Origin of the sequence: Streptomyces sp. NPDC014006, assembly GCF_043088925.1 — a bacterium.
Taxonomy (GTDB): Bacteria; Actinomycetota; Actinomycetes; order Streptomycetales; family Streptomycetaceae; genus Streptomyces.
Genome location: NZ_JBICAJ010000023.1, coordinates 17,084 through 30,187, shown reverse-complemented (window position 1 = coordinate 30,187; position 13,104 = coordinate 17,084). Strand labels below are relative to the sequence as shown.

The 13,104-nt window shown below is 69.8% G+C and carries 11 protein-coding genes and 5 pseudogenes; 8 read left to right on the top strand and 8 right to left on the bottom strand.

Translation table 11 applies throughout. The annotated features are described in order from the left end of the window. Positions 1 to 121 precede the first annotated feature (121 nt). From ACF1GV_RS40225 to ACF1GV_RS40215, 3 genes and pseudogenes are all read right to left on the bottom strand, one after another. Positions 122 to 653, bottom strand: a pseudogene (locus ACF1GV_RS40225) (TerD family protein). 410 nt (positions 654 to 1,063) lie between these two features. Further along, positions 1,064 to 1,303, bottom strand: a pseudogene (locus ACF1GV_RS40220) (RHS repeat domain-containing protein); the annotation flags it as partial. 12 nt (positions 1,304 to 1,315) lie between these two features. Then, complete coding sequence (locus ACF1GV_RS40215) at positions 1,316 to 1,474, bottom strand: hypothetical protein (protein ID WP_391691771.1); 159 nt, start codon at positions 1,472 to 1,474, stop codon at positions 1,316 to 1,318. Positions 1,475 to 1,486: 12 nt separating this feature from the next. Between ACF1GV_RS40215 and ACF1GV_RS40210 the strand changes: the two genes are divergently transcribed. Further along, positions 1,487 to 2,059: a DUF4158 domain-containing protein gene (locus ACF1GV_RS40210; protein WP_391691768.1), complete on the top strand. Its 573-nt coding sequence runs from the start codon at positions 1,487 to 1,489 to the stop codon at positions 2,057 to 2,059. On the opposite strand, the pseudogene ACF1GV_RS40205 reads toward ACF1GV_RS40210, so the two are convergent. Together ACF1GV_RS40205 and ACF1GV_RS40200 are read right to left on the bottom strand one after the other, a co-directional pair. Beyond that, positions 1,962 to 2,611, bottom strand: a pseudogene (locus ACF1GV_RS40205) (response regulator). The gene ACF1GV_RS40210 and the pseudogene ACF1GV_RS40205 sit on opposite strands and share 98 nt — an antisense overlap. Next, positions 2,599 to 3,837, bottom strand: coding sequence for a sensor histidine kinase (locus ACF1GV_RS40200; RefSeq protein WP_391691765.1), 1,239 nt, complete (start codon positions 3,835 to 3,837; stop codon positions 2,599 to 2,601). The pseudogene ACF1GV_RS40205 and the gene ACF1GV_RS40200 overlap by 13 nt, the downstream one beginning before the upstream one ends. Before the next feature lie 134 nt (positions 3,838 to 3,971). Here ACF1GV_RS40200 and ACF1GV_RS40195 point away from each other — a divergent pair, with 134 nt between their 5' ends. The 5 genes and pseudogenes from ACF1GV_RS40195 (at position 3,972) to ACF1GV_RS40175 (ending at position 9,174) form a co-directional block, all read left to right on the top strand. Further along, entirely contained in the window at positions 3,972 to 4,460 is a 489-nt protein-coding gene (locus tag ACF1GV_RS40195; protein ID WP_391691762.1) for a hypothetical protein, read from the top strand. Between the two features lie 88 nt (positions 4,461 to 4,548). Continuing rightward, a pseudogene (locus tag ACF1GV_RS40190) lies at positions 4,549 to 5,058 on the top strand (IS5 family transposase); the annotation flags it as partial. A gap of 419 nt (positions 5,059 to 5,477) precedes the next feature. After that, complete coding sequence (locus ACF1GV_RS40185) at positions 5,478 to 6,671, top strand: NAD(P)/FAD-dependent oxidoreductase (protein WP_391691759.1); 1,194 nt, start codon at positions 5,478 to 5,480, stop codon at positions 6,669 to 6,671. Next, positions 6,668 to 7,585 (top strand): RNA polymerase sigma-70 factor, encoded by a 918-nt coding sequence (locus tag ACF1GV_RS40180; protein ID WP_391691756.1) that lies wholly within the window; start codon positions 6,668 to 6,670, stop codon positions 7,583 to 7,585. Before ACF1GV_RS40185 ends, ACF1GV_RS40180 begins: the two co-directional genes overlap by 4 nt. Before the next feature lie 14 nt (positions 7,586 to 7,599). Next, a complete protein-coding gene (locus ACF1GV_RS40175) occupies positions 7,600 to 9,174 on the top strand; it encodes an FAD-dependent monooxygenase (RefSeq protein ID WP_391691753.1) in 1,575 nt (524 codons plus the stop codon). A gap of 545 nt (positions 9,175 to 9,719) precedes the next feature. On the opposite strand, the pseudogene ACF1GV_RS40170 reads toward ACF1GV_RS40175, so the two are convergent. Both ACF1GV_RS40170 and ACF1GV_RS40165 read right to left on the bottom strand, forming a co-directional pair. Continuing rightward, positions 9,720 to 9,856 (bottom strand): annotated as a pseudogene (locus ACF1GV_RS40170) (dihydrofolate reductase); the annotation flags it as partial. A gap of 54 nt (positions 9,857 to 9,910) precedes the next feature. Further along, a complete protein-coding gene (locus ACF1GV_RS40165; RefSeq protein WP_391691750.1) occupies positions 9,911 to 10,423 on the bottom strand; it encodes a PadR family transcriptional regulator in 513 nt (170 codons plus the stop codon). Between the two features lie 94 nt (positions 10,424 to 10,517). On the opposite strand from ACF1GV_RS40165, the gene ACF1GV_RS40160 reads away from it, so the two are divergent. Together ACF1GV_RS40160 and ACF1GV_RS40155 are read left to right on the top strand one after the other, a co-directional pair. Beyond that, positions 10,518 to 11,078 carry a hypothetical protein gene (locus ACF1GV_RS40160; protein ID WP_391691747.1) on the top strand — a complete coding sequence of 187 codons (561 nt, stop codon included), beginning with the start codon at positions 10,518 to 10,520 and terminating at the stop codon, positions 11,076 to 11,078. After that, positions 11,075 to 12,451, top strand: a complete 1,377-nt coding sequence (locus tag ACF1GV_RS40155) for a carotenoid oxygenase family protein (protein WP_391691744.1) — start codon at positions 11,075 to 11,077, stop codon at positions 12,449 to 12,451. The genes ACF1GV_RS40160 and ACF1GV_RS40155 overlap by 4 nt, the downstream gene beginning before the upstream one ends. A 258-nt stretch (positions 12,452 to 12,709) precedes the next feature. Here the strand turns inward: ACF1GV_RS40155 and ACF1GV_RS40150 are convergent, their stop codons facing one another. Then, positions 12,710 to 12,970 carry a hypothetical protein gene (locus tag ACF1GV_RS40150; RefSeq protein WP_391691742.1) on the bottom strand — a complete coding sequence of 87 codons (261 nt, stop codon included), beginning with the start codon at positions 12,968 to 12,970 and terminating at the stop codon, positions 12,710 to 12,712. Positions 12,971 to 13,104: the final 134 nt, after the last annotated feature.

Here is a 13,104-nt window from a genome sequence, read left to right as displayed (position 1 = left end):
GGGGGTCGTGGGGCCCACCTGGTTGGTGGGGGGGGGGCGGGGCCGCATGCGCTTTTTTCCCCGGGGGGTGTGGGGCGGGCTACGGGGGCGCCCCCACACCGCTTCGGGGCCTCGGGCCGCCCTACTTGCTGATGGCGAAACGTATCAGGGCATGTTCGTCGCCCTGCTTGATCTTCCGGGTCTGGTTGATCACTTCGAGTTTCCAGGTGCCGCCGCGGCGCACCGCCTTGGCCACGGCACAGCCGTTGTCCTGGGTGAGGAGGCTGGGCCAGATGTCCGCGACCTGCTCGGGGTTGCCGCCGGTCGCGTCGTAGACCTTGAAGCTGATGTTGCGCGCCTTCTGGAAGGAGCTGCCCTTCTTGAATGCGGCGGCAACGAACACGATCGAGGTGATGTGGGGCGGTATGCGGGCGAACTCGACGGTCACCGTCTCGTCGTCGCCGTCCCCGTGTCCCGTCTGGTTGTCACCACTGCTGGGAGCCGTTGCCCATGGGCTCGAGCGAGTCGAGACCCGCCAGGCGCATCGGGTCACCGCCCTGCATGGCGACGGCAATCAGGTCGAGGTCCGTGCCCTGCTTGCGGCGCAGCGCGCCCAGCACTCCGCCGCTTCGTGCGACTGCCCCCTGCGCGTCCAGATGAGCAGGCCAGGACACGTGTGGTCCGACCGGGAGGGGCCGCTTCGACCTCCCCAGGTACGACGGCCCTTCCCCGATCGGCACCAGGTGACTGCCCCGAAGTAGGGCGGTCGTTCCACCGCGCAGTCTAGGTCGATCTGGACGCACCCCGACCTCGTCACGGGGCCTACCAGTCGTCGATATGCGCGGCGGAGCGGGCCTTGTCCACGGAGTCCCCGGCGTTGTCGTCGCCCTTTCGCTGCCGGGGGGGGGATCCCAAGTCACAGTGACACGCTCGCCTGCTAGGACTTGCGCAGGCGATCATGTGACTGCTCCGCAGTCGTGCCGTTGATGCAAGTTGACGAGGTATTGGATCCCGCCGACCACTCGGCCGGGCGCTGTCTGCGGCCTTGACTCCACCGCGCCCGGCCCGCCACCAAGTCATCGCGTCAGGTCCCTTCGCGCAGTTGCGCGGCCAAGGAGATCAGCGGCCCGGCCTCCTCGGTGCGGCCCAGGGCGGTCAGCCGGGTGACGGCCGCGTCAAGGCGCGCGAGAGCCGGGGCCGGGCGTTGCAGGTAGATGCCCTCCACGACACCCGCGAGACGGACGCACTCGGCGGTGCGGCGGTCGTCGTTGTCGTAGACGTACGTGGTCTTCTTGCCCTGGGGTCCGGTGAGCTGAGTCAGCCGATTGGCCGCGTCCTATTGGTAGGCCGTGGTGCCGCCCGGGTCGCGGTAAGTGTCGACGTTGCCGTCGGCGGTGTAGGCGAGCACGGTCTTTGAACCGTCCTGGAGGGTGCGGATCGTCTCCCGGCTCAGGACGTCGAACCGGTCTCCCGACAAAACGGTGGTCTCGCTCACCCGCCGCGCAGCATGTGCGGACGAAGCTCCGCGGGATCGGTGACACCCATGGAACTCCCTCCCGGGCGTCGCCGTTGTTCTGATCGAGTGATCGAGGCCAAAGGGGCGGGCGTGCGGCAAGAGTGGTCGCCAGAAGAGCTGTTGGCGAACTGGACGCTGGTAGACGGCGACTGGGACCTGGTGGCGAACAAGAGCGGCACGACCCGGCTCGGCTTCAGCCTCTTGCTGAAGTCCTTCGAGCTGGAAGGCCGGTTCCCCGATGTGCTGGAAGAGGTCCCGCGGGCCGCGGTGGAGTACCTCGCCGATCTCGTGAAGCTCCCGGCCACCGACTTCCCGAAGCACACGCTGGTCGGCCGTACCGCCAAATACCACCGCAAGCAGATCCGTGAGGCCCTGGGGTTCCGGCCGTCGACGGTGTCCGCGAGACGTCGTTTGTTGGCTTGCCGGTCTGTTGGGCCGAACGGCGGTAGGGGCGGCGGCGGGTGGGTCAGGTCGGGGAAGCGCCGAGGAATCTCAGGACGGCGAGAACGCGCCGGTGGTCGGCGTCGGCTGCGGGCAGGTCGAGTTTGGCGAGGATGTTGTTGATGTGCTTGGCCACTGCGCTGTCGCTGACGACCAGGGACTCGGCGATCCCGGTGTTGGAGCGTCCCTCGGCCATCAGGGCGAGTACCTCCCGTTCGCGTGGCGTCAGCCGATCGAGCGGGTCACTGCGGCGGCGCACGAGCAGCTGGGCGACCACCTGTGGTCCAGTGCCGTGCCCCCGGCTGCAACCCGCCGAACGGAAGCCACGAACTCCTCCACGTCGGCGACGCGTTGCTTGAGCAGGTAGCCGACGCCGCTGGTGTTGGCCGTCAGCAGGTCGGCCGCATACCGCTCCTCGACGTACTGCGAGAGCAGTACCACCGCAGTCTGCGGCCATTGCTTACGGATCACCAGCGCGGCGCGCACGCCTTCGTCGGTGAAGCCGGGCGGCATGCGGACATCGACCAGGGCCAGCCCGGGCCGGTGTTCCTCGACGGCCGCAAGCAGGGCTTCGGCGTCGCCGACTTCGGCGGCGATCTCGAAGCCGGCCATTGCCAGGACCTTGACGAGCCCGACGCGCAGCAGCAGTGAGTCCTCGGCGATCACGGCTCGCATGGCAGCTCCACGGCGATGGTGGTCGGGCCCCCGACCGGGCTGCTGATGTGGAAGGTGCCGTCGACGGAACCGACCCGTTTGGCCAGCCCGCTCAGTCCGCTGCCGGTGGAGGTGTCGGCGCCGCCGATCCCGTCGTCGGTGATGTTCACGCGCAGCATTCTCCCGATCTGTTTGACAGTGACGTCCACGCGGGTGGCGCGGGCGTGCTTGGTGACGTTGGTGAGCGCCTCGGAGACCACGAAGTAGGCGACCGACTCCACAGTGGGCGCCGCTCGCTCCTCGAGGTCGGCTCGCAGCCGTACCGGGATCGGTACCCGGGCGGCCAGCCCGGACAGCGCCGCGTCCAGCCCGCGGTCTTCGAGGACGGCCGGGTGCAGGCCGCGCACCAGGTCGTTGAGTTCGGCGATGGCCTCCTTCGCCTCGCGGTGCGCCTCGTCGATCACGGTGCGGGCCTCGTCCGGCAGGTTGGTGAGGGTGGCCTTGGCCAGGCCCAGGTTGACCGCGAGGGAGACCAGGCGCTGCTGGGTGCCGTCGTGCAGGTCGCGTTCGATGCGGCGGCGTTCGGTATCGACGGCGTCGATCAGGTCGGTGCGGCTCTCTGATAGGTGCTCGACACGCTGCTGAAGCTGCTGGGAGCGGCTGGTCCCCAGCAGCACGAGTGCGATCCGGGTCTCGGCGCGGGTCACCGGCCCGGTCAGCCAGGGTGCGGCGCCCAGCAGCAGCACGCCGGCCGCGGTGTAGTACACCGCTTGGGTCTTGTAGTCGACATGGTCCAGGCGAACCTGGACCGGCAACATCCAGGCCCACCCGTTGACGGTGACGCCAGCAAGGCCCGCGACCCACGCAGCGAGCACCCCCAGCTCCACCACAGCCAGGAGCGGACCGACAAGCAGGTGGTATCCGGCCTGCCGCCAGGTCTGGGCCACGGATAGCCACCGCAGAGCGCGCCTCAGCCACCCTTGCTCGCGCGCGGCCGGCAGCCGGAGGACCTCCACTCCCAGCAGCACCCGGTAACGGCGTCGCTGCACAGCGGTGAGCGCAAGCACACCGAGCAAGATCAGCACAAACGGGAGCGGGAGCACCAGCCACGCCCTCGACTTCGCGGCACTCGCCATCCAGCTCCACAACGGCACCAGCGCAAGGTGCAGCGGAATCCCGGCCGCCAAGAAACCGGTGTCCCGCCGGACCCGAACAACTCTGCGCCGCAGCGCCCGGGAAATCGTCATGGCTCGACGGTAAAGCGCCAGGTAAGGGCTATGCCATGCACCGTGCATCCGGATCGATGGTGAAGCTGGCACCACCCTGAGAACGGCATCCGGCATTACTGACTGTGATCGCTGTGCGGCTCAGGCTGAAGGGCATGCAGGAAATCATCGAACTGTTCCCGGAGCCGGACGCCGAGCGCGGCATACGCAGGCCGCACGGCCCGCGCACGGGATCGCTCCCCAGCCCGCAGCGCCGTCGTCCGGACGGCCTTCCAGGACGACGGCGGGGTCTTGTCCTGGCCGGCTGCGGGGTGGCGTTGCTGCCGTGGCTCGTCGTGTTGGCCACCAGCCTGCCGACCACCTTCCGTGCCTCGCACTGGCCCGCCGCCTGGGTGGGTCTGGACGCGCTGGAGGCGGTCGGCCTGATCACCACAGGTCTGCTGGCCACCCGCGGGGATCGGCGACTGGCACCGGCCGCCGCCGCGACGGCCGCCCTGCTCACCGTCGACGCCTGGTTCGACACGATGACCGCGGCCAGCGGGAGCGAACTGCGCGCGGCGCTGGTCATGGCGTTGTTCGCAGAACTTCCGCTCGCAGCGGTATGCGTCCGCCTGGCGGTTCGGGCGCTGCCCCGCACCCCATGAAACCCGCCACACACCCGGGCTGCAACCACGGATACCACAGAACTGGAGAACACCATGGGGCTCTGCTGTCGTGACCGCACCGCGCCTGATGGACGACTGCGCCTTCGACGGCTCGCACGTCCGCGCCCTCAAAGGGGGCTCCACACTGGGCCGTCACCGTTCGACCGCGGTCGTCCCGGCAGCAAGCACCACCTGATCGTCGACCGGCACGGCACCCCGCTCGCGGTGTCGCTGACCGGCGGGAACCGGCACGATGTCACCCAGCTCATCCCGCTGCTCGACGCCATTCTCCGCATCCGGGGCCTGCGCGGACGTCCCCGCCATCGTCCCGGCGGCTCTTCGCCGACTGCGGTTGCGACTTCGACAGGTACCGGTGTCTGATCCGCAAGCGCGGGATCACTCCGAAGATTGCCCGCCGAGGTGCTCCGCATGGCTCGGGACTGGGCAAGACCCGTGGGGTGGTAGAGCGCGCCTTCGCCTGCCCAACCAGTTCAAGCGTCTGCGCATCCGCTACGAGATACGCGCCGACCTTCACCAGGGGCTCCTCGAACTCGCCTGCGCCATCATCTGCTTGAGGCGACTACGCACCGCATTATGAAACGCTCAGTTAGTGGTCGACTCCAGAAGTCCTTCGGGGGCTGGCTCCGGCGCGGGTCGTGGGCGCCACTGATCAGGCGTCGAGGTGATGACGATCAATGGTTTGGGTGCGGTTCGTTTCGAGTGAAGCTCGCGATCAGGCGGTGAGGTCGCAGTTCCGCTGGTCGGGGGTGGTGTAGAGGCAGTCGTGCTCGCGGGCGGCATGGAAGCACCAGGCCATGCCGCTGACTTGCGGCTCCTGTTGTTCCGTCATGGTTGAATGCTGCGGTCGCGGTGCTCGGGGTACTGATGCCGCCCGCGCCCGCTCTCACCGCAATGTGACGCGGGTCACATTGGCCCCATGTCACGAACGGAAGGGCAGCTTGCGTCTGTTGGTCGTCCGCACGGCGGAACGACCGATACGAAAGAGGCGGCAGAGCGATGAACGCGACAGCAGCGAAGCAGCACGAGGTCCTGGTCCTGGGCGCCGGCTACGCCGGGCTTTCGGCCGCGATCCAGCTCGCGGCCCGCACCAAGAAGCGTGGGAACCTGCGAGTGACGCTGGTCAACCCCTACGACACCTTCACCGAGCGGCTCCGACTGCACATGACCGCCACCGGCCAGGAGACGGCCGAGATGAACATCCCGGAGCTGCTGGACGGCACCGGAGCCGGCTTCGTCCGCGGCTGGGTCACCGCCGTGGACGCCGAGGCGAAGACCGTCCGGATCGACGACGACCGGGACCTGCGCTACGACACCCTGGTCTACGGCCTGGGCAGCATCGCGAACACCGTCGTCGTCCCCGGCGTGGACGACCACGCCTTCACCCTCAACAGCCCGGAGGACGCCGCCCTCCTCGCCGACCGGCTGACCCGGCTCGACGGCGGGACCGTCGTGGTCGGTGGCAGCGGCCTGACCGGTGTCGAGGCCGCCGCGGAGATCGCCGAGCGGCACCCGGAGCTCCAGGTGGTGCTGTTGGGCCGGCAGGAGCCGGGCGCGAGCATGCACCCGAAGGCCAAGGCCTACCTGGATTCGGCGCTCGCCCGGCTCGGTGTGCAGGTGCGCAGCGGCGTCGAGGTGGTCAAGGTGCTGCCGGACAGCGTCGAGCTCGCGGACGGCTCCAGCATCCCGGCGGCCGCGGTGCTGTGGACCAGCGGCACCCGCGTCTCGCCGCTGGCCGCCGCCGCCGGCCTGACCGTCGACGAGCGCGGTCGCGTGGTCACCGACAGCGCGCTGCGCTCGGTCTCCCACCCGGACGTCTACGCCGTGGGCGACGCGGCGGCGATCCGCCAGGGCTACGGCGTGATGCACGGGACCTGCCAGAGCGGCATGCCCACCGGCGTGCACGCGGCCCTCTCGATCCTGCGGGTGCTGGCCGGCAAGGAGCCCAAGCCCTTCCGCTTCGGCTACTACCACACACCCGTCAGCCTGGGCCGGAACGACGCCGTCGTGCAGTTCACCCACCCCGACGACAGCCCGCGCCGGATCGTGCTGACCGGCAAGCGGGCCGCCAAGTACAAGGAGACGGTCACCGCCGCACCGTGGCCGACCTTCGCCCGCATGAAGAAGATGCCCGCCTCGGGCGCCCTCTGGCCGCACGGCGGCCGCTACACCCGGATCAGGAGCGCCAAGTGACCCAGCCGCAGCAGGCCGGCCCCGACCAGCTCGCCTTCCAGCAGTACCGCACCCTGCTCTTCTCCGTCGCCTATCGAATCCTCGGCACCGCCGCCGACGCCGAGGACCTGGTCCAGGACGCCTGGTTCAAGTGGTCGGCGGCCGACCGTTCCCAGGTCGCCGACCCCAAGGCATATCTCACCCGGATCGTTTCCAACCTGGCGATGGAACGGCTCCGCTCGACGCGCCACCAGCGCGAGACCTACGTCGGGCCATGGCTGCCCGAGCCGATCCTCACCGGCCCGGACACCGCTGACGGCGCCGCCATGGCGGACTCGGTCTCCATGGCGCTGCTGGTGGTCCTGGAGACGCTGAGTCCCCTGGAGCGGGCGGTCTTCGTGTTGAAGGAGGTCTTCGCCTTCAGCTACGCGGAGATCGCGGAGGCGGTGGAACGCTCGGAGGCGGCGGTCCGGCAGGCCGCGCACCGCGCCCGCGAGCACGTCCAGGCCCGCCGGCCCCGTTTCACCGCGGACCGCGCCCGCCAACGCGACGTCACCGAGCGGTTCTTCGCGGCGGCGACGGGCGGCGACATCAACACTCTGATGGAGCTGCTCTCCCCGGACGTGACGCTGTGGACCGACGGCGGCGGCAAGGTCCGCCAGGCCCTCAAGCCGGTCATCGGCCTGGAGACCGTGGCCGGCTGGTTCTCCGCGCTCGGCACCGCGACCTACCAGGGCATCGAACCGGGACAGATGCGGGCGGAACTCACCTGGATCAACGGCGGCCCAGGCGTGGTCTTCCGTGGCCCGGACCGCGTAATCGCCACGATGACCTTCGACTTCGACGCGGAGGGCCGCATCTCGGCCATCCACAACGTGGCCAACCCCGACAAGCTCCACGCCGTCGCCGACGGCACCCGACACGAACTCACCTGAACCGCATCGTCGTTGTGGGCCCCTTCCGAATACTTGGCACGAACGTGAGGACTGCTGTGAGCGACCCGATCATTGTCGTAGGTGCGGGCCCTGTGGGACTGACCGCCGCATTGGAGCTGGCCAGGCGCGGGGTGCCGGTGCGGATCGTGGACCGGTTGGCCGAGCCGACCACGGAGTCGCGAGCCATCATCGTGCACGCCCGCAGCCTGGAGATGTTCGAGCGGCTGGGGTTGGTGGACGAGTTGATCCAGGCCGGCGTCCGGACCACTGCGATGGAGATGCACTCGGACGGCGAGGTGGTGGCCAGGATCCCCCTCGACCTGGTGGACAGCCCCTTCCCGTACTCGGTGACCATCGCGCAGACCGAGACCGAGCGCATCCTCACCAAGGCGCTCGCCGAGTACGGCGTCACCGTCGAGCGCGGGGTGACCCTCACCGGCCTGACGCAGGACGAGCACGGTGTCCGGGTGGTGCTGGAGCGCGCCGACGGGAGCCACGAGACCGCCGGAACCGGCTGGTTGGTGGGCGCCGACGGCGGGCACAGCCGGACACGTCAGCTGGTCGGCAGCGCACTGGCCGGGAAGTTCAAGGGCGAGAAGTTCCTGATGGGCGACGTGAACGCCGACCACGACCTCGACCCGCACAGCATGTACACCTTCTTCTCGCCGCACGACGGGCCACTGCTGGTCTTTCCCATGCAGGGTGACCGGCTGCGGCTCATCGCGAACATATCCGCGGACGAACAACGCACCGCCACCCAGGAGTGGCTGCAAGAGGTGGCGGACGAGCGCGCCGAGCGCCCCATCCGGATCCGCGGCTCGCGCTGGCTCACGGTCTTCGAGGTGCACCACGCGCAGGTGCCCGAGTACCGGATCGGCCGGGTCCTGCTGGCCGGCGACGCGGCGCACGTGCACAGCCCCGCCGGCGGCCAGGGCATGAACACCGGCCTCCAGGACGCCCACAACCTCGCCTGGAAGCTCAGCCTGGTCAGCACCGGCCAGGCCGGCCCGGCCATGCTGGACAGCTACCACGCCGAGCGCCACCCGGTCGGTGCCCAGGTGATCCGGTTCGCCGGCACGCTCACCCGGGTCGGCACCCTCGCCAACCCGATCGCGCAAAAACTTCGCAACAAGGGGATGCACCTGCTCACCGGCCTCGCCCCGGTCCGTCAGGCGATGGCCGACCACACCGAGGAGACCGCCGTCGCGTACCGGAAGAGCCCGATCGTGGTCCAAGGCCGGGGCAGCGGCGAACTGCATGCCGGCGACTTCCTGCCCGCAGCCGGCCCGGAGCTGCACGCGGCACTCGCCGAAGCACACGAGCACGTGCTGCTCACCGTGATCGTCAAGGGCCCTGTACCGACACCGGTGGACGGCATGACGGCACGTCAGCTGCTGGTCGGTGCCGCCGCCACGGCCCCGACCGGCTACGACGCCGTGTTCCAGGACCCCGACGGCCTGGCGGCCGCCCGCTACGGCCTGCCGAACGGCGGCCGGATCATGGTCCGCCCGGACGGCTACGTTGCCGCGATCGCCCCGCTGGACGAGGACACGCCCCTGCACAGGTACCAAGCGCTGCTGCAGGCATAGCACCACTACCGGGGCGGGCGCTCCGATCGCCCGGGGCCGCGCAGGAAGGAGCACTTACCCCTCTCCCTGCTTCCCGTGGCCGTTGTCGGACTTCGGCCCCCGAGCAAGGCCACCGTCAAACAACCCTATGGTCACAATCTTCTGATGAAGCATCTGACGGGGGATTGTCATGCAGTTCGGAGCATCGGGCGCAGCCCGCCAGCAACGACACGACAGGGACGGCAGGCGGGGCCGGGACCATGCCGCCGAACAGCGGGACCTCGGCGGGCCAGAACGCCGGCGGGAGCACCGGCGGGCGAGCAGCGGCCAGACGCCGGCGGCTGAGAACACCGTGCCCGCCTGCCGTCGTCCCCGCTCACCGTGCCGTCAGTGTGTTGACCGCGTCGACCGCCTCGCCGGCGCCTTGCAAGATCGCAGGTGTCATGGTGTTCTGCCCCCGTTTCGGACCGACTTCGCGAAGATCCAATTAGACCAGTCCCGGCGTTGTCAGCATTCGCCGCCGGACCTGGGGGCGGCGCCGGGACACGCGTCGGCGGGGGCTCGGGTCAGTAGCTGTCGTAAGTGGGCTTACCGTTAGCCCGGTAGACGCCGATGATCGTGCCGCCCTTCGTTGTCGAGACGCTGACCGGGTCCCGCGCCGTGGGTCGGCGAGCAGCCGCTTTGCGGTGCCGATGATCACCGGGGGCCGCGTTCACGAACCCGATCTTCCTCGGCGCTGCCCGATCCCCCTCGGGGGCTAGCTGACCTGCCGCGCCGCCCACTCGGCCCACTCCCGCCGCATCGCGTTGAACCGCAGCCCGTACTCGAGGGCGATCCGGCCGTAGACCGAGAGGTTGTCGTCGTCCCAGTCGACGGACTCGACGAGCCGCCGCAACTGCTCCTCGCCCTGCAGGGACATCTCGGCCAGCCGGGCCAGATAGGCCCGCGCGTGCTCGGGCCGGAGCACACCGAGGAAGAAGACGCGCAGCAGGATGTCGCTTCGGGTGTTGCGCTGGGGCTCGGTTTGGGTCAGCCAGTGGCGCAGCTCGGCCATCCCCTCGTCGGTGAGGGCGTACTCCTTGCGGCCGCGCGGGCCCTCGGCGGCCACCGTGATCAGCCCGGAGCCCGCCAGTTTGGTCAGCTCGGTGTAGATCTGGCTCTGCGTCGCCGGCCAGACGTTGGCCAGCGAGGTCTCGAAGGTCTTCAGCAGGTCGTACCCGCTGGCGGGACGCTCCGAGAGCAGGCCGAGCAGTGCGTGTCTGAGGCTCATGCCGTCCACTCTACATTCCATTATTGACATGTCACTACAGGACCTTCTACTTTTGACATGTCCAAAGAGACACCTGAGTGAAACGGGGAAACCGATGTCGTACCTGCGCACGTTCCTGCCCTGGATCGTCTTCGCCGTCATCCCTTCGGGGAACTGGCAGTGGGGCGCGCTTGCCGCCCTGGTGGCCGCGGTCGCGATCATCGCCCAGGAGAGGCGGTCCGGCACCGGTTTCGACGCACTGATCATGGAGTCGGGCTCGGCGGCCTTCTTCGCCGTGATCGCCGCCGTCGCCTTCGCCGACCCGCACTCGGGCGTACACGACTACTCGGCGTCCCTCTCCTCCGGCACCCTCGCGCTCATCGCCGGGATCTCGCTGGCCGTGGGCCGGCCGTTCACGCTCGGCATCGCCAAGCGGACCACCCCGCGGGAGGTCTGGGGACTGAGGCCGTTCATCCGGACCAACATCGTCATCACCGCCGTATGGACCGCCGCCTTCGCCCTGACCGCCACCGCCCTCGCCCTGATGGCCCGCGCCGGGAACGCCCACTCGACGCCCGCGACCATCGTTCAGATCGCCGGGTTCGTCCTCCCGATGCTCTTCACCGTCCGCTACGTCGCCCACGTCCAGACCAAGGCCGGGCAGACGGCCCGATGACCGCCGCCCCCAGGCACCTCTCCGGCAACTACGCCCCCGTCACCGAGGAACTCACCGCGCACGACCTGCCGGTGACCGGCGCGATCCCGCCCGAGCTGGCCGGCTGGTACCTGCGCAACGGCCCGAACCCGGCCGACGCCGCCTCCGGGCACTGGTTCTTCGGCGACGGCATGGTCCACGGCGTCCGTCTGGAGGCCGGGCGGGCGGTGGCGTACCGCAACCGCTGGGTGCGCACCACCCGCCTGACCGACGGGGCCCGGATATACGACGACCGGGGCCGCCGTGACCTCACCGCGGGCCCGGCCAACACCCACGTCGTCCGGCACGCCGGCCGCACCCTCGCCCTCGTCGAGACCGCCCTGCCCTACGAACTCACCTGCGACCTCGGCACCAAGGGTCCGTACGACTTCGGCGGCCGGCTGCGGACCGCGATGACCGCTCATCCGAAGACCTGCCCGGCCACCGGCGAACTGCACTTCTTCGGGTACGGCATGGTGGAGCCCACCCACCTCACCTACCACCGGGCCGACGCCGCGGGCACGTTGACGGTCAGCAGGCCGATCGACGTCCCCGGCCCGACCATGCTGCACGACTTCGCCCTCACCGCCGGGCACGTCGTCTTCATGGACCTGCCGGTGGTCTTCGACGTCGAACTCGCCCTGGCCGGCGGGACCATGCCGTACAGCTGGGACGCCGGGTACGGTGCCCGACTCGGCGTGCTGCGGCGTGACGACCCGTACGGCGAGGTCCGCTGGTTCCCGGTCGACCCCTGCTACGTCTTCCACTCCCTGAACGCCCACGACGCGCCGGACGGAGGCATCGTGCTCCACGTGATGCGCTACCCGGAGATGTGGCGGCGCACCGCCGACGGCGGCACGCGGCCACAGCAGGCCGTGCTGTGGAAGTGGACCGTCGACCCGGCCCGCGGCACGGTCCGCGAGGAGCAGGTCGACGACCGCCCGGGCGAGTTCCCGCGCGTCGACGACCGGCTCACCGGACTCGACTGCGGCCACGGGCACATCACCAGCGGCACCTCACTGGTCCGGTACGACCTGGCCACCGGCGCCCCGACCGCACACGACTTCGGCCCCGGCCACACCCCCGGGGAGGCGGCGTTCGCCCCCGCCGACGACGTGCCGGGCGGTCCGGGCTGGCTGATGGCGTACGTGCACGACGCCACCACCGACCGCAGCGGCCTGGTCGTCCTGGACGCCGACGATCTCTCAGCGCCCCCGGTCGCCACCGTGCACCTACCGGCCCGGGTGCCGTTCGGCTTCCACGGCAACTGGCTTGCCGACGGGGACGCCCTGGGCCTGCCTTCCCGACCTTGCCCGGGGCGTCCGACGGATCCCGTCCGCCGCAACGCCCGGTAGCTTTCACTCCAGCGGGCACGAGGCCGTGTCGGTGGCCGCGTGCACGCTGAGGCGGGTCAGCGGACCGTGATCGTGCAGACGAAGAACGCCGGCCTGTCGTCCGGCGTGCTCGTCGCAGTCGGGGTACGGGCTCATCGAGGGGTACCGGAGACGGACGCGCTCGGGTAAGGACTCCCCCTTCTCGGTACGCACCGCGACGCCCGATGGACCGGGCGTGTACCCGTCACGCTACGCCGAAGGAACCTGCGAGGTCACTGTCTATCGGCGGCCGCCGCTATCACGGTCGAGGTGGTAGGAGAGGATGTCCTGCCGCGCCTGGTGGGAACCGGCGGGCAGCGAACACTCGGCATCCGGCTTCGCGTGGCACACCGGGCAGGAGATGTTCATCAGCCTGCCCATCTCCATATGCGGGAGCAAGGCAGCGATTTTGACAGCGAGTTGGGCAGGCACCTCGCCGGGGATACGCATGCCACACCAACGAGCCCCAGGAGCAGGAAGCAGCACCTTGATGATCTGCAAGCCCTTAGGTGGCCCGGTGAGTCCCGCGGGTGGACCCTGTCCCGCGGCTGTGTGCCAGCCTCGCGAGCTGGCTGGAACCGCACTGCGACAGGGCTGGACTTGATGGCGGCTGCAGGCTCATTCTTAACTGATAC